At 69.8% G+C, this 21,523-nt stretch carries 20 protein-coding genes; 13 read left to right on the top strand and 7 right to left on the bottom strand.

Annotation, left to right across the window (positions count from 1 at the left end):
- Positions 1-274: 274 nt before the first annotated feature.
- The 4 genes from ligD to WME95_RS19930 all read left to right on the top strand — a co-directional run bounded on the left by ligD (position 275) and on the right by WME95_RS19930 (position 4,406).
- The gene (gene ligD, locus WME95_RS19945; RefSeq protein ID WP_437909937.1) at positions 275-2,347 is read left to right on the top strand and encodes a DNA ligase D; all 2,073 of its coding nucleotides are present in this window, start codon (positions 275-277) and stop codon (positions 2,345-2,347) included.
- 183 nt (positions 2,348-2,530) lie between these two features.
- Entirely contained in the window at positions 2,531-3,163 is a 633-nt protein-coding gene (locus tag WME95_RS19940; protein ID WP_437909936.1) for a hypothetical protein, read from the top strand.
- A 12-nt stretch (positions 3,164-3,175) separates the two neighbouring features.
- Complete coding sequence (locus WME95_RS19935; RefSeq protein ID WP_012236151.1) at positions 3,176-3,775, top strand: RES family NAD+ phosphorylase; 600 nt, start codon at positions 3,176-3,178, stop codon at positions 3,773-3,775.
- A 205-nt stretch (positions 3,776-3,980) separates the two neighbouring features.
- Positions 3,981-4,406, top strand: a complete 426-nt coding sequence (locus WME95_RS19930; RefSeq protein WP_437909935.1) for a hypothetical protein — start codon at positions 3,981-3,983, stop codon at positions 4,404-4,406.
- A 52-nt stretch (positions 4,407-4,458) separates the two neighbouring features.
- Here WME95_RS19930 and WME95_RS19925 read toward each other — a convergent pair whose 3' ends face one another.
- The 4 genes from WME95_RS19925 to WME95_RS19910 all read right to left on the bottom strand — a co-directional run bounded on the left by WME95_RS19925 (position 4,459) and on the right by WME95_RS19910 (position 10,293).
- Positions 4,459-5,067 (bottom strand): DUF4360 domain-containing protein, encoded by a 609-nt coding sequence (locus tag WME95_RS19925; protein ID WP_437909933.1) that lies wholly within the window; start codon positions 5,065-5,067, stop codon positions 4,459-4,461.
- A gap of 265 nt (positions 5,068-5,332) precedes the next feature.
- Entirely contained in the window at positions 5,333-7,192 is a 1,860-nt protein-coding gene (locus WME95_RS19920; RefSeq protein ID WP_437909931.1) for a M14 family zinc carboxypeptidase, read from the bottom strand.
- Positions 7,193-7,576: 384 nt separating this feature from the next.
- Complete coding sequence (locus WME95_RS19915) at positions 7,577-8,485, bottom strand: hypothetical protein (protein WP_437909929.1); 909 nt, start codon at positions 8,483-8,485, stop codon at positions 7,577-7,579.
- An 881-nt stretch (positions 8,486-9,366) separates the two neighbouring features.
- Positions 9,367-10,293, bottom strand: coding sequence for a hypothetical protein (locus WME95_RS19910; protein WP_437909928.1), 927 nt, complete (start codon positions 10,291-10,293; stop codon positions 9,367-9,369).
- Between the two features lie 862 nt (positions 10,294-11,155).
- On the opposite strand from WME95_RS19910, the gene WME95_RS19905 reads away from it, so the two are divergent.
- From WME95_RS19905 to WME95_RS19885, 5 genes are all read left to right on the top strand, one after another.
- Positions 11,156-11,392 carry a transcriptional regulator gene (locus WME95_RS19905; protein ID WP_437909926.1) on the top strand — a complete coding sequence of 79 codons (237 nt, stop codon included), beginning with the start codon at positions 11,156-11,158 and terminating at the stop codon, positions 11,390-11,392.
- The gene (locus WME95_RS19900; RefSeq protein WP_437909924.1) at positions 11,389-11,937 is read left to right on the top strand and encodes a sigma factor-like helix-turn-helix DNA-binding protein; all 549 of its coding nucleotides are present in this window, start codon (positions 11,389-11,391) and stop codon (positions 11,935-11,937) included. Before WME95_RS19905 ends, WME95_RS19900 begins: the two co-directional genes overlap by 4 nt.
- Entirely contained in the window at positions 11,934-12,218 is a 285-nt protein-coding gene (locus tag WME95_RS19895; protein ID WP_437909922.1) for a hypothetical protein, read from the top strand. The genes WME95_RS19900 and WME95_RS19895 overlap by 4 nt, the downstream gene beginning before the upstream one ends.
- Positions 12,219-12,298: 80 nt before the next feature.
- Entirely contained in the window at positions 12,299-13,246 is a 948-nt protein-coding gene (locus tag WME95_RS19890; RefSeq protein ID WP_437909920.1) for a hypothetical protein, read from the top strand.
- Entirely contained in the window at positions 13,243-13,914 is a 672-nt protein-coding gene (locus tag WME95_RS19885) for a hypothetical protein (RefSeq protein WP_437909919.1), read from the top strand. The genes WME95_RS19890 and WME95_RS19885 overlap by 4 nt, the downstream gene beginning before the upstream one ends.
- Positions 13,915-14,058: 144 nt before the next feature.
- Here WME95_RS19885 and WME95_RS19880 read toward each other — a convergent pair whose 3' ends face one another.
- Positions 14,059-14,400 (bottom strand): hypothetical protein, encoded by a 342-nt coding sequence (locus WME95_RS19880; RefSeq protein WP_437909918.1) that lies wholly within the window; start codon positions 14,398-14,400, stop codon positions 14,059-14,061.
- Positions 14,401-14,927: 527 nt separating this feature from the next.
- Positions 14,928-15,173 carry a hypothetical protein gene (locus WME95_RS19875; protein ID WP_437909917.1) on the bottom strand — a complete coding sequence of 82 codons (246 nt, stop codon included), beginning with the start codon at positions 15,171-15,173 and terminating at the stop codon, positions 14,928-14,930.
- Positions 15,174-15,488: 315 nt separating this feature from the next.
- On the opposite strand from WME95_RS19875, the gene WME95_RS19870 reads away from it, so the two are divergent.
- From WME95_RS19870 to WME95_RS19855, 4 genes are all read left to right on the top strand, one after another.
- Positions 15,489-16,592, top strand: coding sequence for an IS1 family transposase (locus WME95_RS19870; protein ID WP_437909916.1), 1,104 nt, complete (start codon positions 15,489-15,491; stop codon positions 16,590-16,592).
- A gap of 117 nt (positions 16,593-16,709) precedes the next feature.
- On the top strand, positions 16,710-17,729 hold the full coding sequence (locus tag WME95_RS19865; protein WP_437909914.1) for an extensin family protein: 1,020 nt from the start codon (positions 16,710-16,712) through the stop codon (positions 17,727-17,729).
- A gap of 233 nt (positions 17,730-17,962) precedes the next feature.
- Complete coding sequence (locus WME95_RS19860) at positions 17,963-19,531, top strand: hypothetical protein (protein ID WP_437909913.1); 1,569 nt, start codon at positions 17,963-17,965, stop codon at positions 19,529-19,531.
- Between the two features lie 49 nt (positions 19,532-19,580).
- Complete coding sequence (locus WME95_RS19855; RefSeq protein ID WP_437909911.1) at positions 19,581-21,125, top strand: hypothetical protein; 1,545 nt, start codon at positions 19,581-19,583, stop codon at positions 21,123-21,125.
- 40 nt (positions 21,126-21,165) lie between these two features.
- On the opposite strand, the gene WME95_RS19850 is transcribed toward WME95_RS19855, so the two are convergent.
- A complete protein-coding gene (locus tag WME95_RS19850) occupies positions 21,166-21,516 on the bottom strand; it encodes a hypothetical protein (protein WP_437300576.1) in 351 nt (116 codons plus the stop codon).
- Between the last annotated feature and the right edge of the window lie 7 nt (positions 21,517-21,523).

The raw sequence follows: 21,523 nt of genomic DNA, 5'->3' as shown, positions 1-21,523 counted from the left end.
CCGCGGTTGGTGCGCCACGGGTCGCGTGCGTGGCAGATCGCCGCATTCTGGGGCGCGCGTGTCGAGCTCAGCCGGCCGCGCCACGGCTTGAAAACAGGAAACCACCGGCAGGCGACGATGCCATTGCGGTATCGGAATTGCTTTTTCCATCAAAAGCGACGGTGGCATGATGATGGCCGGACAAAGACAGGCACAAGGCGCGGCGCGGCGGACTCAAGCGGTGCGACAAGCAACCCTGACCGCCCGTCGCAAACGCGGGGGAACGGCGGCCGACGTGGACAGCCAGCGCTCGCCCGCGGCGACGGGAGAGGCGGACACCACCGCAGCGATCCCGCGCCCGACGCTGACCTACGCGGACGCGCTGGAGGGCGCCCGGAAAGGGCCGTTCCCGGGCGAGATCGAGCCCCAGCTCGCGACGCTCGTCACCGAGCCACCCCCGGGCGAGGGGTGGCTCTACGAGGTCAAGCTCGATGGCTATCGCATGCTCGCGAAGCTCCGCGGGGGGCGCGTGACGCTCCTGACCCGCCGCGGCCAGGACTGGACCGAGCGGTTCGCTGGCGTGCGCGACGACCTCGCCCAGCTACCCGCGCGGGAGGCCGTGCTGGACGGCGAGATCGTCGTCGTGAGGCCGGACGGCGTGACCGACTTCCAGGCCCTTCAGAACGCGCTCAGCGACGGGAATGGCATGCGTGAGGGGCGCCTGATGTACTTCGTCTTCGACCTGCTCTACCTCGACGGCCGCGATCTCCGCGGGTGCACACAGGTCACCCGCAAGCGGGCGCTCGAGGCGCTGCTCGCGGAAGCGCCCGAGGATGGGCACCTGCGCTACACGGAGCACGTCGCGGAGGACGGCTCCGCCGTCGTCCAGCACGCGTGCGAGCTCGGGATCGAGGGCGTCATCGCGAAGCGCCCGGAGGCGCCCTACCGGAGCGGGCGCGGCGACAGCTGGCTCAAGGTGAAGTGCGGCCGGCGCCAGGAGCTCGTGATCGTCGGCTTCACCGAGCCGTCCGGCGCCCGGAAAGGGCTGGGGGCGATCCTCGTCGGCGTGAACAGATCAGGCAAGCTCGCCTACGCCGGCAAGGTGGGCACGGGCTTCACGAGCAAGACGCTGACGACCCTGCGCAGCCGCCTCGATCCGATCGTACGCGCCACACCGGCCTGTTCAGGGGCGCCGCGCATGCGGGGCGCGCGCTGGGTCGAGCCCAGGCTCGTCGCGGAGGTCCGCTTTTCCGAGTGGACGCGCGACGGACGGCTGCGACACCCCTCCTTCGAAGGGCTCCGCGAGGACCGCACCCCGGAGTCGGTCACCGTCGAGCGCGAACAGCCGCCGCCGCAATCGCCGCCCGGCGAGGCAGCGGGCGCGGCGCCAAGCAGAGCGGCCGGCGCGGCGCCGAGGAAAGCCGCGAGCACGACGGGGAGCAAGGCCCCGCGCGGGGGCCGGAGCAGGCGCGGCGCGGAGCGGGTCGAAGTCGCCGGGGTGCCGCTGACGAACCCCGACAAGGTGCTCTATCCCGCGCAGGGGATCACGAAGCTCGCGCTGGCCCGGTATTACGAGCAGATCGCCGAGCACATGCTGACCCACGCCGAGAAGCGGCTGCTCACGCTGGTCCGCTGCCCCGCAGGCCAGGGCAAGCCATGCTTCTTTCAAAGGCACGAGGCCGAGGGGCTGTCCGAGGCGATCCAGCGGATGGCCGTCGAGGAGGACGACGGCGAGCGCACCTATCTTTATATCAAGACCACCGAAGGGCTCGTGTCGCTCGTCCAGATGGGGGCGCTCGAGGTGCACCTCTGGGGGAGCCGCGTGGACCGGATCGAGCAGCCCGACAGGATGGTGTTCGACCTCGATCCAGCGCCGGATCTCCCGTGGGAGCGCGTGGCGGACGCGGCGAGGACGACGCGGCGCCTCCTTTCGTCGCTGGGGCTACAGAGCTTCGTCAAGACGACCGGCGGCAAAGGCCTGCACGTCGTGGTCCCGATAGCGCCACGCAGGGGCTGGGACGAGGTGAAGGCGTTCACGAAGGCCGTGGCCGACGCGCTCGTGCGCTCCGATCCGGCGCGGTACACCGCGACGATGTCGAAGGCGAAGCGCGCCGGCAAGGTCTTCGTCGACTACCTGCGGAACGGGCGCGGCGCCACCGCGGTGGCGCCCTACTCGACGCGGGCTCGCCCCGGCGCGGCCGTCGCGACGCCGCTCTCGTGGGACGAGCTCGACGCGCCGCTCGATCCCGCCTCGTTCACCATCGACACCGTGCCGCAGCGGCTCGCCACGATCCGGGACCCATGGGCAGAGCTCACGAGCGTGCGCCAGTCGATCACCAGCGCGATGCTGAAACAGGTCGAGCTCTGACCCTCTTCCCGACGCCCCCGACAAACTCGGGAGCCGGTGAGCTCACCGAAGAAGAACGACACCAGCGACACCGGGAATGGCTCTCACTGACGTTCCGTTCAGCGTGGTCGTAATGACGCAGAAAGGTGCCGGGCGCTTGGTTGACGGCGCTGCGCGCGCGCTGCATCGTCCCCTGGGTCGGCCATGGCCAAGGATCGGGACTCCAGCGCTCTTTCGGAAATTGCAGAGCGACTCCAGCAGTTCGATGGTGAACCGCTGCGGGTCGCGTTCCTGGCGCGCGGCATCGACGCGCTCACCCAGGTCGCGGAGCGGCTCGATCAGAGCGAGCTTGGCGAGGTGGACGCGTCGCCCAGCAACGCGGACGCGCTGGTGACAGCGCTCACGCAGCCGAGCGCCGTCGGCCTCTTCTCCGCTGCAGATCCGCTCATGCCGGCCCGCCTCCGCGGCCTTCAGGCGAGGGACGCGCTCCTCGCGGCCGAAGGGGGCACGCTCACCGCCGAGGAGGTCGGCGAGGGGCTGCACCTCTCGCCCCAGACGATCGAAGCGCGGCGCGCCGCAGGAAGGCTGCTGGCCGTGAGCATCGGCGCTCGTGGCCACCTCTACCCCGCATGGCAGTTCGCGGACGAGGGCCTGCTGCCTGGGATGGAAGAGATCCTGGCCCTCCTCGAAGAGCACCCCCCGCTGGCGAAGGTCCGCTTCTTCCTCTCCGGCAACCTCCGCCTCGACGGCGAGCGGCCGCTCGACTGGCTCCGCCGCGGCGAGCTGGACGCCGTGCGGCTCGCCGCGCGCACCTTCGGTGAGCAAGGCGCGGCCTGAGAACGCGCCGCGATGACGACGACGCTCGGGGCGCATCCGGACCCGCCCCTCGACCTCGCGACGTCGCCGCTCCCCATCGCGATCTACCGGCGGAGCTGGTTCCGGATCCACTGGCTCACGCGTGAACCGCTGCACTTCGGTCGCTCGGGCGACAACCGCTTCGACGCGCCGGACGGCGAGTTCGGCGTGCTGTACGCCGGGAAGGACGCGCGCTGCGCGTTCATCGAGGTGTTCGGCCACGCGACCGGCGTGCGCTTCGTGGAGCAGAGCGAGCTCGCCGCGCGGGGGCTCGCGCGCATCGCGCCGCGGCGGCCGCTGCGGCTCGTGAACCTCACGGGAGAGGGGCTGGCGCGCCTCGGGGCCGACGCCCGCCTGACCTCGGGGGAGTCCTATCGGGCCGCCCACCGCTGGGCGCGCGCGATCCACGACCACCCGAGGCGACCCGACGGCATCGCGTACGTCGCGCGCCACGATCCGACCCGCGTCTGCGCCGCCCTCTTCGAGCGCGTCAGCGCGGAGCTCGAGGTGACCCGGCTCGGCTCCCTCGCGGATCCGGCGCACGCGGCGCTCCTCGCCAGGCTCCTTGATACCTACAAGTTCGGGCTCGTCTGAGCCTTGACGAGCGGACGGCGGCGCGGCGGCGCGGCGGCGCGGCGGCCGACGACGCTCCGCCGAGCGCGATGGCGGAGCAGGGCGCGCGTGCGGGCTCCGCGCGCGCGCGCCGGCACAACCGGTGCTTCTCGTGGAAGCAGGCGCGCCGCCGCGGCGCCGCGATGGGCGGAGATCGCGGGGCGCAGTGCCGAGAGGCGGGGGTCCGATGAAAATCAAGAATCTGCGGCTGGAAACAGGCTATCTCGTGGAGCCCATCCCGCTCCAGAAGGGGATTGCGGTTCATCAGATCCAGATCATCTCGGTGAGCGAACAGGGGTCGCCTCGGGTCCGGATCTCGCTCGACCCCAACCGCTGCACGGTGGACAGCTTCGGCGAGGCCAAGGCGTGCACGCGGGTGGCGCCGGTCCAGATCGAGGCGGACGTGGAGCTCCTCGAGGAGTGCGACGAAAAGCAGCTGCTCGCCCTCAAGTTCGAGGGAGGCAACGGGCCAGCGGTCCGGCTCGCGCTCCTGCCCCTGTGCGGCACGGGCAAGGAGGCCATCGTCGCGCGGCTCCTGATCTTCGGGGAGACCGGGGAGATCCTGGCCATCGTGCCGATGCAAGGATCGTCGGCCGGCTGCCTGATGGCGTGAGCGAGCCCGGCGCGGCACCGCCGCGCCAGGCTCGCCGGGCGCCCTGCCGACCTCAGGGACCGGGACAGGGGCGGAACACGAGGCCGTACTCGATCCGGACCTGGACGTCGGTCGTGTCGTTGGTCAACACCCCGGAGCTCGACGGCGCGAGCCGGTTCGTGACATAGAGGCTCGTCTTGATGTTGAGCGGCCGCACGGTGCCGCACTCGGACCAGACCGAGGTCGTGAAGGTGTCCGTGCGGGAGAAGTCGCTCGTGAACGGCCCGATCATGCTCCACGTGAGCGGCCCCGAGGTGAGCGGCGACCCCGAGAAATAATACGATGTCTCGTGGAGCCCCTGGACGCCTGCCTCCAGGTCGGCGAACCCCCGGTACGTGGCGTCGAAGACCGCGACTTGCCACCCCGGATCGAACCGGAGATCCACGGCCAGCTGGCAGAACGCGCGATTCGCGGCGCGGCCGATGCCCGGGCCGGCGTGCGCCTCGAACTGGTCGAAGATGACTGTCAACGCCTTCTGATCAGGCGAGATCACCCCCACAGCGGAGCCGACAGGGCAGCCGCTGCCAGCATAGGTGAAGTTCGCGATCCGCGTATTCTGCGCCAGCGCAGGAAAGGCGAAGAAAAACACCGAACAAAAGCCGAACGCCCATCGCAGGAACATCGTCCCCCCCTTTCGCCGTCAGGCGACATCACGTCGCCGTGCGTCGTCGTAGGCGCGCGCGTCACCGCTATCGCACGCCGGCCGACATGTCGTGACGAGCATGCGATCGCGGCGCGCTCCGCGCAACCCGCGCCCAGCCCCCCTCGCACGGCACGGCGCCGCAGACTGGCCGGAATCCATCGAATGATGTGAGGCCTGTGGGGCTCACGGACATTCGACCAGAGCCGGAGTGCAGACGAAGCAGACGAAACGAAGGAGAGGCCTGTCACGGCGGCGCGGCGACGCGGAATACCGGGACGAGATTCACGCGCTCGTCCCAGGACGGATGGCGCCTGTAGAAGAAATCGAGGCGAGCCTTCGCGTCGTTCGCAAACGCAGGATCGCGCAGGCGCGCATTGAACTCGTCGCGCAGCGCCGGATCCGCGGCGAGCATGCTGCGGGCCTCCTCCTCGGCGACGTAGGCTTCCATGTACTCCTTGCGCTCGAAGGAGGCGTTGAAGAAGCCCCAGGCGACGAGGGAGTCGGGCGCGAGCGGCTCGAGGAGGTGCAGGACGAGGGGCGCCCGCGGCTGCGCGATGGGAACGAACAGCGAGCCCGCCGGAAGATCCTGCCGCTCCGACCGGAAGGCGCCCTGGAGCTTCACGCGCGTCCGCCCCTCGAAGGGCCGCTCGAACGTCACCGCGTCGGCCCGGAACGCCTCGACGGCGAAGCCGGGGCGAGCCCCGGGGAGGATCTGGTAACGCACGCCGTGCAGGCGCAGCTTGTCGGCTACCCAGGCCGCGTGCGCCGCCGGGATGACGTAGCCGGCCTCGGGCGCGGTGACCGTCAGGTCCGGCTGGAGGCGGTCGAACAGCGGCACGCGCCAGATCTCCGGGCGGGACTCGTCGTAACGGGTCCACGTGCCGCCCGAGATCTCCGAGGCGCGCTTCTCGTAAGCGAAGCCGCGGAACGGGAAGATGCGCGAGACCGGCCCCGCGCGGTGCGTGAGGGCGAAGGGGACGCCGGCGAGGCGCGCGCTCGCGGCGTCCGCGCGCTCGGCCGCGGCGCGGAGGGCGCCCGCGCCGGAACCGGAGGAGACGCGCTCGAAGAGCGCCGCGAGGAGGTCGTGGACCGCGCGCACGCGCTCGGCGTGGGTGGCCCAGCTGTGCGTCTCGACGAGCACGCCGATGCGGTTGCGGGCGGCGCTGTAGGACTGCGAGAAGCGCGGCGGCCCCGGCTCGGTGGAGATCCCCGACGAGGGGTCGTCGTCCTCGCGGAAGGCCGGGTAGAACGGGAGCGGCAGGTGACCGAGCGCGGAGAGGCGCGCCTGGAGCTCCCCCGAGAGGGCGCGCGCCACGGCGTCGAGCCCGCCGGGGTGAGGCGCCGAGGGCTCCACGACCACCGCGATGTCGTGCTGGAACTTCGCGCCGTCGGTCGTGTGCAGGTCGACCTGGACCACCGGATCCCAGGCGTCGAGCAGCGCCAGCATGGCCCGCATCTCGGGCGCCTCGGCCTTCATTGTATCGCGGTTCAGGTTGAGGTTCTGCGCGGTGGCGCGGAAGCCCATCTCCTCGGGGCCGCGCTGGTTGGGCCGCTGGTTTCGACGGAACCGCTCGTGGCCGTCGACGTTGAACACCGGCACGAACACCGCCGTGGCCGCCGCGAGGGCGCCGGGCGCCATCGCGCCGTCGAGCAGCTCGCGGAGCGCCCAGAAGCCGCCGTCCTTGCCGTCGATCTCGCCGGCGTGGATGCCGCCCTGGAACAGGATCACCGGGCGCCGCCTCGCCCGCGCCGCCGCGGGGTCGAGCGTGCCGTCGTCGGAGGCGGCGATCGCGAGCAGGGGCCTGCCCTCGGGCGTCGTGCCGAAACGGACGCAGCGTGCGCGGCCCGGATAGGCCTGCTCGAAGTCGCGGCATAGCCGCTCGACCTCGGCATAACGACCCGTGCGCCGGAAGCCGGTCCGCTCGGCCTCGGTGACGAGCGAGGGCGGCTCGGGACGCGCCGACGGCTCGGGACGCGCCGACGGCGCGGGCCCGCCGTCGGCCGGCGCGCCGCGCGCCGGGGCCTGGCGGGGCGCGAGCAGCGCGGCCAGCGCGATCCCGAGGGGGGCGGTGCGACGAAGGAGCGCGGCGGGGGGGTGAGACATCGCGGGAGTCGAGCAAATTTCGTGTCGAACGGCAACGCGCGATCGTCCTGGCCGGCGTCGGGCGAAGCGCGATGGCGGCCCGGCTCAGGCGTGGTCTCCCCGCAGGGCGTCGATGGGCTGTGTTTCAGCGGGCGCGCGATGTCGCCGACGGTGGTGCTGGCCAGGCCGCCATGGTTCCTGGGAAGCGCTCGCCGGAGGCGGGCGGCAGACTTTGCCACCCAACGCCCCCGGGCCCTTCGGAGCGTTCACCGACGACTTCCGCCTCAACGCATGATCAACGCCTGAGCCCGGCTGCTGCCGGCTCTCGTCCCTGTGGGGTGCTTGGCTGCCACGTGCTGAGGAAGTGCGTTCTGGCAGCGGGGAGGGCTGTGAGGGCGTTTGGTGCTAGGTGTCAAAGTCCTGCTGCGTCTCGAGGAGACGCCCCGTGTCCGCGTCGACGATAAAAGTCCAGGGCAGTCTCCCCTTCTCGACATGGACCGCATAGGCGAGGACCAGCCGCATCGGATCGCCTGCGCCCTGGGGGTAGTGGACGAAAATCGTGAGCGAGGTCGAGCGGATGTCCCCTACCTCGACCTCGCCAGCCGAGTGAGACAGACCCCCGAAGTCGTAGAACGAGAGCGTCCGGCCGATCACCTGTGCATGGATCCGCGGATCCGTCGGCGCGAGCAGGGGCGTCGTGCAGAGCTCGAAGGGTGGCACCTCTTGCGGGCGGCCCCCCACAAACCTGGCGCGCCCATCGTTGCTGAAGGCGACGATGGTAAAGACACTCTTCGCCACGGAGTCGAACGCCTCGTAGCCCGCCCGTGGGATCGTTCCGCTGAGCTCCACCCTCCGCGCTTCCGGCTCGCCCGTAACCGTGACCGTGAGCGCGTCAACCTCGGCGGATGACAGGCCGAACAAGTCCGCATTCCGCTTCACGAGCGCAATGGCCAGCGTCCGAGCCTCGGTTTCGTCCATGCGAACAGCCGGTTGCTCCGCATCGACGCTGCGCGAAGCGGACGACACGGTCCTGCCGAGCCGCGAGAGCTCCACGGCCCACTCGGCGCCGTTTCGCCGCTGGAATTCCTCGATGAGCCGGCGGCGCTCCTCGGCGGGCGCGGCAGGGATCTCGACCGGTCCTCGGCGCGCGCAGCTCGCCTCCGCGTGCGCCGGGGCTGCCTCGGCCTCGTGGACCAGCGCGTCGCCTCGCGGGAGCAGCCCGTGGGAGCTCCGGCCCGATGCCTCCGCACCGCCCTGCGCCAGTGTGATCGCCAGCGCGAGCACCGGCGCGCCGTACACCATGTCCACTTTCATGAATCGAGCCTTTTTCAATGCCTGCGCACTCCGGGGAGCGCCAGGCAGCCGCCCTCTGTCACAATCCTCATCGCTCCCTGCTCGACCTAGCAATCCTCGATCCAGCGTTCGGAGCAGGGATGAGCTCTTGCGGCGTTCGCGCGTGTGTAGCTACGAGCCGCTCGCCGAGCCGCAGTCCTTTTTTTTCGCGGCTTGCGCGGTTGACGCCAAAGCGGCCCAGCGGAGCACGCCGGCTGGGAAGCACCTGTCAGCCATCGAAGGAGGGCGAGAGCCCTGAAGATATTCGTTCCTGCCCGCCAGGGAGGCTCGTTCCCCTGGCACCAAGCGCCCTCACGGCCCTTGCCGCTGCCAGAACGCACTTCCGCAGCACGTGGCAGCACAGGCCGTGCATCTGACGGAGGCTGGCCTCTGGCGGCGAACCCCATCACGACGTGGGGTGGTGGCCTAATTTGAACATGAAGGCGGTAAGGCGGGAAGAAAAGATCAATGTTCTTCCCGCCTTACCGCCTTCATGTGAATCACTCCGGGGCAAATTAGGCCACCACCCGACGTGGCGGCCGCTGAGCCACGGCAAGGCCATCTCGGCCGCATTGAAGCGCTGGACGAGGGGGTGGAGCCAGGCTCGACGCGGCAGGAAGGCCAGCACGACGAGCAGGTGCGAGGGCGTGAGGAAGAGCAAGAGAGATTCAACAGGGAGACGGGGAGGATATATATATACAGACCAAGGTGGAGAGGCGAGAGTTGGGACCATCGTTTGATCCCCGTCTCTCGCCTCCCCGCCTCCTCGCCTCCCTGTGAATCTTTCCTTCTTCCTCTCGGCCCACATGCGTCGAGGCGGAGGTCGTCGGTGAACGCTCCGAAGGGCTCGGAGGCGTTTGGTGCTAGCCGGTGGGCGGCGCGCCGTTCGGCGCAGCGGGGGTGGCCGTGGGCGCCGCCGTGCCGTTCAGCGCAGCGGGGACCGCAGCGCCGGACGGCGCCGGCGCCGCCGGGGCAGCGGGGGCCTCGTCCGCCGGCACCGCGGCGGTGTCGCTGGACGACGCCGCGCGGCCCGTGCGGCCCTTGTAGAGAGACGGTGCGATCGAATCGGCGTCCCCCTCGTTCCAGCGCAGGTACGCGACGGCGCGGCGGGTCTGATCGTAGGCGTGAACGAGCAGCGAGAACGCCCGCGCCCTCCTGTCCGCGGCCTCGGTCGGCCCGGGACCTTTGCCGTGCTCCCTCACGCCGAGGGCCGCGAGGATCTGCGGCCCGATCTCCCCGGCGCGCTTCACTTCTTCCTCGGTCGCTGCCGTCTTGCCGATGACCTCCGACCAGCTCGCAGCGAAGAGCGCCGAGAGCGCGACGAGGTCATTGGCCGTGTCGATGTACCCCTGTCCGGCCCGGATCTCCGCGACCGTGTCCGCGTCGAGCAGGCCACGGCGGGCCAGCGCCTCGGCGTCGCTCAGCAGGTTCTCGCGCAGCGGGGCCGCCTCCGCGAGCAGTGGCTTCAGCGCGTTCTCGGCGCCTCCGCTCGACAGCCACGCGAGGTGCGCGTACCAGGCCGCGAGCGCGTAGGTCTCGAGCCGGTCGAGCGACGCGAGCTCGTGCGTCGGCAGGCGCTCCGCGATGGCGGAGCGCAGCGCGAGGAGGCCGGGCAATACGCCCAGCACCTGGGAGACCACACGGGGAATATCGAGGTTGATGGCGATGAGCCGATCGGCGCTGAGCGCCTCGATCTCGGGCAGGGTCTCGTCGAACGCCGCCGCCGCCTGGGGCGGGGCCGCGGGCTTCTTGGGAGCGGGCTTCTTCTTGAGCGGAGAAGGCTTCGTCATGAGGGGATGACCTCTCGTTGTTCGTCGTCGCGGAGCAGCGGAGAACAGGTACGGTGCGCTCCTCACCCCCGCGCGTTGGACGTGTCGAGAACGTCAGGCGCACACCGGACGTTCCGGGCAGGGATAATCACCCTCACCAAGCCGTCAATCGACCTCCCGGCTGATTTTCTGACGGCGTGCCGCCGAACGTCGTAATCTTGCGCCACGGCGCTCGGGCCCGCGCGGGGCTGGATAGCGACGTCGCCCTGCCAGAAGGGAGCCCGGCCCTTGCGGAGCGCGAACCAATGGCTCGGGTGCCGCTCGCTCCGTGACAGGCGCGCTGCATGTGACGATGGTTGGACAACACGTGCTGTGCCATGAACCAGAGAGCACAGTTACGGCCCACCGTCTCCCGTGCCACGAAGGCCGCGGGGAGCCTCCCCTGGACCGTGTCCGGTGCCATGAAGGCTGCCGGGAGCCTCCCCCGGACCGTGTCCGGCGCCACGAAAGCTGCGGGGAGCCTCCCCCGGACCGTGTTCGGTGCCACGAAAGCTGCGGGGAGCCTCCCCCGGACCGTGTCCGGTGCCACGAAAGCTGCGGGGAGCCTCCCCCGGACCGTGTCCGGTGCCACGAAAGCTGCGGGGAGGTGGTGGCCTTCTTTAAAGAAGACTGGCCCTGTTTGACTCCGGGCCTCGCGTGAGCGGCTAAGTTCGGCGCAAGTGACCCCCGCGTGCGTTGGCGCGCACCGGGGGTCGTGGCCGAAACCTCACAGCGCGAGGTCCCGACAGTGCAACTGTACTTGATCCCCCCGGACGGTGGGCAAGGGAGCGGTGCGTCTAAGCGCCGCGGTCCCCGTTCCACGTCCTTGACCGATGCGGAAGCGATGCGCCTCCGCGCCGCCCTGCGCCACATGCGCGGGCTGTTCGGCAGCTGGGCATGCCTCGCCGCCGCGATGGGCGTCCCCAAGACGACCCTGACCAACTTCGTGTACGGCGCGACCCGATCGACGCACGGGCTCGCGCTGAAGGCTGCCCGCGCCGCTGGAACCACGATCGAGCGCCTGCTGGGCCGTCCGGTCGCAGCGGACCGCTGCCCCCACTGCGGCCGAGGTGCCCCATGAGCCCCTGGGGCCCGAACGCTGGCCCCGCTCGCGTCCTGCACATCACCGAGATCGCCGCGCAGGAGCCGCTCATCCGCAGCGCCCTGCGCGGCCTCGGTGTGCGCGCCGTCGACCTCGACGACGTGGTTCAGGACGTGGTGCTCGGGGCATGGATGAGCTCCCAGGCCGGGCGCTACAGACCCGACCGCGCGCGCGAGCCTCTGGACGCGTTGAAACGCTGGCTGTTCGGAGTGTGCCGCTTCCACTGCACCCACTACCATGAGCGCGCCTTCCGTCGCCGCGAGGTGCCCGTCTTCGACCCCTGGGCCGCCACGGGTGAGGAGCGCGTCGACCCCGGGCACGTCGGCGAGCGCATCGACGCGGCCCAGGCGCTCATGGCGATCGCCGCGATGCCGCTCTGGGCTCGCGAGGTGCTGGTGCTCGCCGCGCTCGGGCACGGCGGCACCGAGATCGCCGACATCCTCCGCATCCCGCTCGGCACCGCGGGCAGCCGCCTGCGGCTCGCGCGAGCCCGACTTGCTCGGAAGCTCCGGAGGCGCCGATGAAGCCCCGCGACCCGAAGCGGCGCGTGCGCGTGACCGTGCCCGGCAAGCCCGTCACGCGCTCGGTCACGCCTGAGCAGATCGACCGCTACCTCAACGCGACGGGATGGGTGGACGACAGCCTACTCCCCGCCAGGACCGACCGCAGCGTCCCCCTGACCCGCATCATCGCCATGATCGCGATGCGCGAGCGTCGCTCCCCAGGCGAAGTCCTCGCCGACATCGCCGCGGGCAAGGGCCCGAAGCGCCGCCGCTCGCGGCGGGTCTGGCGAACCTGGGAGTAGCCAGGGCGCCGCCAGCAACGAGGACCGCACGCGGACCGGCTCAGCATCACTCGCGAGGCGCTGGCGCTGCGGCTCAAGAGGTGGCGGCGCTGAGCAGGCCCATCCTTACAAAGAACGACCTGGCCGTCCTCGTTCACCGAGCCCCCGTGCTCGGCCCGTTCCCCAGCGCGCCAGTAGTACAAATTACTTGGCGTGTCAAGGCCGTGCACGGTACCCTTCACACGGTAGCCATGGCCGGTCATCAAAAAGGCTCCATCCAGTTGCGACTGCCGGTGGCATCGACACCAGAGCGTGTGCTGCTCGCAGCGTCGCTGTTTGACAGGATAGTCAAGACGGCATACCCAAGCCTCCCATCAGGGACCATCACGATGGTGGTTTCCAACCTGAACATGACCGCCGGGCTAAGGCACTATGGTACGCCTGCCAGGAAGGCCATAGACAGGCTGATCCAATTCGTTATCGATCCAGAAACGGAGACGGCCAGGCATCCAGATTCATGGTCTATAGCGGACGCATTTTCCGATTTCGCGGACGACTTAGCTTCGCTCGGGGCAGAGATGTGGACCCCAAAGCGCAAGAAGCCGATCGCCGTGTTCGGCCCGACGTTTGCGATGGAGATCAAAAGGCTGGCTAGGGAGAAGAAGCCAGCGCCGGCGCTACGTGGTACCACCATCGTGTACAGCGCGATATACAAGGTCGGGCGCGCCAGTGAGAAATCACGATATGAGACGGCAAGGATAGAAGTCGACGGGCAGACGTACGACGTCCAGATAAGAGCGTCGAAGTCCGGACCATTCTACGACGCTGCCAAGTCAAAGAAGGTGTTTTCGGTACACGTAGACGCAGCCTGGTTGCGCGCAGCGGACGGCCGACTGTTCTTTGACAAGAGCAGAAGCAGGCTCACGCACATCGAAAGCTGGAGCCCTATAACCGGCGCGAATCTAATGCAGGAGCTCGACGCGCTTCCGCCGGACATGTTTGCCGACTTTGATTACCTCATTGACGACGAGCTTGAGAGCCACCAATGACGGCGATGATCGATACGATGGTCCTTGCATATGCCTTTCAAGCAGAGGGCCGCAGCCCGACGTCAAAAAGGCAGCAGAAGGAGCATAACGCTGGGCTGGATGGCATGGCGGCGCATCACGCAGCCAGTCGACTTGTTTTGTCGAGGTTGGCCACCGTGCGCATTAGTGCCATCACAGTGGTTGAGTTTCGTCGTGGCATGCGAGAGAATGAGATCGCGTGGTTCGACAACAAGCTTTCCGGCTTCGAGGTCCTTGATATATGCGGGCCTGTGGCCACCAAGGCATCGGAACTACTCAGGCTCCGCCTAAACGGTGACGGCGAGAGCTCTTGCTACAAATGTCTTGGCACAAAGGAAGAGGCAGTATGTGGCAAGTGCGGGCTCAGAGTGTCCGCTCAGCGCAAGCTGAATGATGCCATAGTTGTGGCGACTGCTGAGCTGTCCGATAAGGTACAGGTCCTGTACTCGTTCGACGGCGGCGTACACGCATTCCAGAAACACCTAAAGCAGTGCTTGATCAGAAATCCGTTAGAGCTGCTTGACGCTTCCGAGCGGAAGGCCGTCGAAAAGCCGTCTGAGCAGGCGAAACAGGGCGCCGCGCCAGCGACGGGCAAGCGCGGCAACCTCATGCTGGTGGACAAGGAAGGCAACCCAATATTGCCCGGCTGACGCTCGCCGAGTTGCTTGTCGGAGACTGTTCAGTCCAGTTGACTGTCGGGCGCTTGGTCAAACAAGCTCATCTACACCATCCTGCGCGGCTCTGACGGCGGGCGCTGGGCTTACGCGTGCGCCCACCCAGGACCGGGTGCGACGTTAGACGGGTACTTGGCGGGCCTCGTTTCTCAGCACTTCCTGAACCCGCTGAATGAAGTCCTGGTCGGACGCGTAATCTTTGCGATCCACGCCCAAGACGATCGTGTTCCAAGTGCCGCGGCTCGCGAGCTTCTGGAACACAGTGACGGGAATCCGCCGGCCATCGAACGTCACAGAGAACCATCCCTGCACGCGGCCGTGTGCATCCTCCAAGAAAGCTCCGGATGCCGACAAGGGCCGGTCGCCGACGTCGCGCCTGTGGCGCGGCTTTGAGACTTCTTCCAAGTTCGTTGCACCCGCGGCGTTGAGGATCCGCGCGGCTTCCGACCTGACGCGTGTCACGTGCTCCTCGTAGCTTACTCCAGTACCCATCGTCTGAACCTCCTGCTGGTTCACTTCCGCGTGTGCGGTCTGCAGCCGTGGGACACGGCACCGCCGCGCCTCTGTGTAGAAGCGTGGACGCCATCCCGCCGAGAGGTCAAGGAGATTGTTGCCCGAAAATCAAGCGGACCATTGAGTGACCAGGTACAGAACTGCTCCACCACCCAAGCATTGCCGCGTGCTCGGCAGGGTTGGCTGAGCTCGACGCGGCGGATGCCCCGCCCCGTGCTGTCAGGCTCGCCGAACAGCGACAGCTGCGCCGGCGTCCTCGGCTTCGGGCGCCACGCGAACAGGTCGGGCTGACGGGATGGCTCCTGGGGAGGCGCAGCGGGCTCGACGGCGGCAGGCGTCGCGGCTGCGACGGGCGCGAGGTCCTGCAGAGGGACCACCGGCGCAGGCGCGATGGGAGGCGGCTGCGGGGCGGATGGCGCTGACGGCGCTGACGGCGCGGAGCCGCCCGGGAGCTCCAGCGCTCATACGTCGAGTTTCTAGATCCCGTATTTCATCCTATCCGTGAGTTCCTTGGCGTACCGATCCCGCTTCTGCTGCACAGTCTCAGGCTGTGGGCCGACGCGCAAGTCGTCGAGGAGGTCGTTCTCAGCAACGAGCCACTGACCTCGCAGCGCCTCTACCTCCTCGCGCGAGTTGGCATGGGAAAGCGCGTCAAGGTACGCGCGACCGCGTTCCTCCGCCTTGAGGCGGAGTTTTATACGTGTGGAATGGTTTGTGCTCATCCGATCTCGCTCCCACGCGGCGCGGGATTGGTCAAGCGGGTGCAAGCAGAGCCGCGAAGATTTCGCAAAAGAGCCTTCAAATAGGCTGCAAACGCGCACGTCGGCTGCGACATACCTCGTCCTGTCGGCATCTGCCGTGCACCGATCCGAGCGGTTTTCCTCGGCAAAACCGCTATAATCATAGGACCTTAGACAAAAACGCCCCGCTCCCAGCTGCGAACTGGAAGCGAGGCGGCAGAAGCCGAGCGGTGCGACCCGTCCGACGTCCTGGCAGACCGGATCGTGGGCCCTCCGCCGGGGAAAGGCAAGGGTCCCGTGGCGAACGTGCTCCCGCGCGAGCGGCAGCTTGCCGTGCTCGCGGCCTTGGTGGACGGCAACAGCGAGCGCGCGGTCAGCCGGATGACCGACGTCAGCCGAGCGGCGATCAGCCGCTTCGGGCTCGCGCTCGGCGCCGGTGCGCAGCGCCTGCATGACAGGCTCGTGCGCGGGCTCCGGTGCGAGCTGATCCAGGCCGATGAGGTGTTTTCTTATGTGGGTAAAAAGCAAGCCCGCGTGACCGAGAAGGACGCGCCCGGCATCGGCGAGACGTACTCCTTCACGGCCTTGGACACGGCATCGCGCCTCGTCATCGCTTGGCGCGTCGGCAAGCGCGACATGGAGACGTGCGGCCCCTTCATCGCCGATCTGCGGTCGCGCCTGCTGGTGATGCCGCAAATCACCACGGACGGATTCGCGCCGTACATCGCCACCGTCGCGGAGCACTTCGGGCTCAGCGTCGACTACATGCAGACTGTCAAAAACTACCGCACTGGCTCCTACCGCGGGCCAGACCATCGGTACGAGCCGCCGCGCGACCCGTTCATCACGAAGCACACGATCTACGGCGCGCCGGACGCGAAGAAGGCGTCGACAGCCTACGTGGAGCGCCTGAATGGCACCACGCGTCACCTGCTCGGTCGCATGCGAAGGCTCTGCTACGCCTTCAGCAAGGCGCCGGAGCACCACCGCGCCGCTGTTGCCTTGCACTACACCTACTTCAACCTGTGCTGGGCCCCGCGCACGCTGCGTGTCACGCCCGCGATGGAGGCCGGGCTCACCGGACACGTGTGGGACCTGGAGGAGCTCCTGGACGCCATCCTGACCGAGCCGGCCGGCGAGAAGCCGCAGCCGCAGCCCCTGGAGCACCGGCAGCCGGAAGCGCCCTCTAGGCCCCTGCCCGGCGGCCGTGGCTTCCTGCGGCTCGTCACCGCGCCGACGCCCGCACTCCGCCGTCCGACCGTCCAGCCGCCCCTCGCACCGGTCACGCCTGCTCATGACGCACCTCCGCCCGGCCCGGTGCAGCTCGATCTGCTGTCCTGGCGACCGAAGCCCCGAGCCCCCGAGCAGCTCTCCCTGTTCCCGGAACCCCCGCCCGAATGAAGGCCAGTTTTGAAGACTGGCCTTTGAAGGCCACCACCTGCGGGGAGCCTCCCCCGGACCGTGTCCGGTGCCACGAAGGCTGCCAGACTGCCCGGTTTCTCCTAAGCTCCGCCAGAGATGAGCGCGCTTCCTTCCCGCCGTGCGCTGACCCTGGGCGCGGCCCTGATCGGCGCCGCGGCGCTCCTCACGCCGCTCGGCATCGCCTCACTACGCCACGCTTCGGAGGAGCGGGTCGATGCCCCCGCAGCGGCGGCGCCCGCGCCCCCCGGTGCAGCGACGGCGCTCGCGGATGGCGGGGACGGCCCTCTGGACGGCGACGCCGGCGCGCCTGCGCCTGCAGACGGCGGCGCCGGCCTCCTGGACGGCGGCTGGGACGCGGGCGGCGCGCGGTTCGAGCTGCCCGCGTGGTCCGCCTCGTCGCGCGCGGCCACCTACGGGGCGCTCTCGGCCGACGCTTGCGACAGGGAGATGAAGCGCCGGGGGATCCCGCACGCTCCGGCGCGCGGCGCCCCGCTGGTCGACCGGCCGATCAGGATCACCGGCCCGCTGCGCGGGGTCACGTTCCGCGGCGACGGCGTGGCGAAGCCCAGGTCGGCCTCCCCGTTCGACATCGCCGATTGCCGGCTGGTCCTCGCGCTCGACGATCTCGCCGCCTTCCTGGCGACGCGCGGGATCGTCGAGGTGGTGCACTTCAGCATGCACCGGCCCGGTCCAGCCGGCGCTGTGGCGCCGACGAAGGCGCCCGCGAAGCCGCCGGCAGGCAAGAAGACCCTGCACGGCGCCGGCAAAGCCGCGAAACCGGGTGAGCGCGCCGCGAAGAAGCCGGCGGCGGCGCCCGGGCGCCCCAACCAGCACGCCCTCGGGCTGGCCATCGACGTGGCCGCCTTCGTGAAGGCCGACGGCGCCCGGTTCGATGTGAAGGCCGACTGGCTCGGCGCCATCGGCGCGCCGCCGTGCGGCCCCGGGTCGGAGCCGACGGCGCCCAGCCCCCACGCCCTGGAGCTCCGGGAAATCATCTGCGCGATTTCCACGAGCGGGCTGTTCAACGTCGTCCTCACGCCCAACGCGAACGAGGCGCACGCGGACCACTTCCATTTCGATATCAAGCGAGACGCACGCTACTTTCTGCTGGAGTGAGCGCGTGTCACGGCGCGGTGTCGCTCCGCTGCACTGGACGGATCGAGCGCCCGCCCGAAGCGAAAGGCCCGCACATACCGCTGACCAGCGGGTCGCATTGCGTTATCGAGAGACATTTTCCACGGGCAAATGCGCCTTGTTGCGGTTCCTGCTGGTTGACGCTGCGCGGCTGGCGCAACTACCGTGCACGCGGAATGCGGAACGAGCGCAAAGCGACCAGGCGAGTATCCGTTGTGGCTGTTGTGCTCTGCGCGTGGAGCGCGAGCACGTTGACCGCGTGCCGTTATTCCGATGCTTGCTGGGAAGGGCTGGACTGCGCCCCCGATCCGGAGCCCTCGCCCGGACCGTGCGAGGGAGAGCCCGGCAAGGCGCAGGCGCTCGACGCGTGCGGGATCTTCGCTAGCGAGCACGGCGACGACGACCACGCCGGCACGAAGGACGCGCCGGTGAAGACGCTCCAGCGCGCGGTCGAGCTGGCCACGACTGGACGAGGCGGCGGCGAGGCGCCGACCCGGCGCGTGTACGCCTGCGACGAGGTGTTCGAGGAGGCGATCTCCCTGCCCTCGGGCGTCGATCTCTGGGGCGGCCGACGCTGCGACGGAGGCGACTGGTCGTTCGGCGGGCCCGCTCAGCGGACGACCATCGCGCCGCCCGGGGGGGTCCCGCTGCGCGTCATCGAGGGAGAGGACGCGACGTCGACGATCTCCGGCGTGCGCGTTGTGGCGGCGGACGCATCGGCGATCGACGGCAGGTCGTCGATCGCCGTGATCCTGAGCTACGGCGCCAGGGTGAAGCTGGTGTCGAGCGTGGTCATCGCGGGCAACGGCAAGGACGGGGAGCCCGGTGAGGACGCGCCGAGCGCCCACGCGCAGAGCGGGCAGTTCGGGAACGACGGGGCGGACGCCTGCACGGCGGAGGCCGCGACGGGCGCCCTCCCGGTCGTGACCGCCTGCGGCGAGGGTATCGAATCGACGGGCGGGTACGGGGGCGACGGCGGGATCGAGCGGGGCGGCGACGGCGCTTCGGGACAGCCCGAGCCCGCACCGAACCCCGAGGGCAAGGGCTTCGGAGGAGCCGGCGCGGGCAGCATGGCGTGCAGCGACGGGACAGATGGCGCGCCCGGCGTGGACCGTGGCCGCGCCAGCGGCGCGGCCGGCATGGGCTATCTCGCCGACGATGGGTGGATCGGCGTCCGCGGTGACGACGGGGACCGGGGCGGCGTCGGCCAGGCCGGGGGCGGCGGGGGCGGAAGCAAGTCGCGCGACGGTGTGAGTCTCCCCGTGTGCCCGGCCTCCGGACCCCAGACCGGGGCTTCCGGCGGATCGGGGGGCGGCGGCGGCTGCGGTGGCCTGGGCGGCAAGGGCGGCGGGTACGGCGGCGCGAGCATCGGCATCGTGGCGCTCGAGGGCACGGAGCTCACGATCGAGGCCACCGAGGTGTTCACGGGCCGTGGTGGGAACGGGGGGACGGGCGGAACGGGTCAGCCAGGCGGCTTCGGCAGGCACGGCGGGAAGCGTGGCAACGGGTTCGTGGCCGGGATGTGGAACGCCTGCCATGGCGGCAGCGGCGGCAGCGGCGGCCGCGGGGGCGACGCCGGCGGTGGGCTCGGCGGCCCGTCCGTCGGCATCGCGTACGTGGTCCCAAACCTGGCCCTCCGGCCCGGCGTCGTCATCAAGTTCGGAGCGGCTGGCGAGGGCGGCCTCGCGGGGAACGCCGCCACGCTGGATGTGGCTGGCAAAGGCGGTTCCGGTCCTTCGGCGGAGACCCAGGCGTTCAGCGGGCCGAACGAGCTGCCCCGTTAGCGCCTTGGATAGAGTGCGTCCCCAGGGACGCTTTCGGTGAGGCATGCCCATGCGCGTGAAGTCCGTGTTCCTTCCGTTCGTCGTCCTGCCGCTCGCCATGGCCGGTTGCGGGAACTCTCCGGAGGTGAACGAGCCGGGCGGCGCACCGCGGTGCGACGCTCCGTCCGCCTGTCCGGGCGATGCCGTCCCGGAGTCGGCGTGCCTCGAGGAGCTCGCCGCGGATCGCGCGATGGACGGCTGCGGGGTGTTCGTCAACAGCGAGATCCTCGACGGCAACGACGCGAACCCCGGCACGAAGGACCGGCCGGTTCGCTCGGTCCAGCGGGCGATCGAGCTCGCTCGCACCGGGCGCGGTCGCGTGTTCATGCCCACCGATAACTTCGTGGGGGCGATCAGGCTTCCTTCCGGCGTGGACATCCATGCCGGCTTCGACTTCCTCGAATGGCGGCGCCGGAGCAGCGACAGCCACGGCCACATCAATTCCGAGACCGATGCGCGGATCGCGGTGATCGTCGAGCCGGCACGCCCCGGCGACACGGGGGCCGCGGACGGGGTCTCGACGCTCGATCACGTGTGGGTCCGGAGCGGGGTCCAAATCGGGGTGCTCGTTCAGTCCAACACCGCAGTGGAGATCGCTCATAGCGAGATCAGGGCGCTCTACGTCGGCAGGGCGGGCGACGACGGGGAAGAGTGGCGGCCGAGCCGAGCGGCGGCCGGCCCCGATGGCCTGTTCGGTGAGGACGGGTGTTCCGCCGCCACGATCCCCGGGGGCGCGGCGGTGACGAACCCGTGTGACGACGGAACGTCGAGCACCGGTGGCAAAGGCGGTGATGGGCTTCCCGCGCGGGCCGAGGACGGGGACACCGGTGAACCGGTGCCGGCGTCCGACCCGTACTCAGGCCTCGGCGGCGATGCGGAGCGCGAGGACAGCGCCTGCGAGAACGGCCGGTCCGGGCTCTCCGGGTCCCCGGGAACGGTGGGGGCGGCCGGCCAGGGCATCGGGCGCCTCACCGAGTCGGGATGGGAGGGCGACAAGGGGACGGACGGCGGCAGGGGCATGCCGGGCCAGGGCGGAGGCGGGGGCGGCGGCCGGCGCGGCGGGCTCGCCGTGTGCACGACGGCGGACAAGGGAGGGGCCAGCGGCGGCTCCGGAGGCGCCGGCGGTTGTGGCGGTCGAGGGGGTCGAGGCGGCGGGAACGGCTGGCCGTCGATCGGCCTCGCTGTGCTGCACGCCAGGGTGACGGTCCGGGACAGCGTCATCGAGGCGCCCGCCGGCGGGCGGGGAGGCCACGGAGGGCCGCCCCAGCAAGGTGGCGAACCTGGACGAGGCGCGCCGGGCGGCGACGGCCGCGACCGAGCGCGGGCCTGCGAGGGGGGCCGCGGCGGTGACGGCGGCGACGGCGGCTACGGCGGCCCCGGGCGCGGCGGCGACGTGATCGGGATCGCCTACCTCGACGAGGACCAGCTCACGCTGGAGGGGGTCACCTTCGAGCTGGGCCTGCCGGGCCCAGGCGGCACCAGCTGGCGCCACGACGGCACCATGACGACCGGAGAGGATGGCGTCGCGGCGGAGACGCTGCGCTTTCCTGAGTAGGCAGTGTCGCGAGCGAGCTCTTACGCTGGCGGGCGCCTCGTCACTTCTGCGTATCAGGAGCAGATTCGGTGCCGCGACGATCGAAGATCTTCAAAATAGACTCGATCATCGTCCGCAGCTCTTGTGGAGGCTGGCGCGTAGTCGTCCACTCCAGCACCAAGCCGACCAACCTTCGCACGAAGTCACAGTCAGCCTGCCGCACGACTAGCGTCGTCGTCACCTCTCTAGATAGAATCGCATCGAAGGCGTCTCCCATCGCGCACAGAGTCCCCAACCATTCATTCGTCGGGAGCTCGGACACCGACGCACCGACGTCGAGCGACTCCACGATCGCAGAGAGACAGTTAAGCCCCTCAGAGAGCGCCTGCGCCACTTGCCGCTCACGCGTCATTTTCCCG

This window comes from Sorangium sp. So ce327, assembly GCF_051530205.1.
GTDB classification, from domain to species: Bacteria; Myxococcota_A; Polyangia; order Polyangiales; family Polyangiaceae; genus Sorangium; species Sorangium cellulosum_B.
This window is presented reverse-complemented; position numbering and strand designations above follow the sequence as displayed.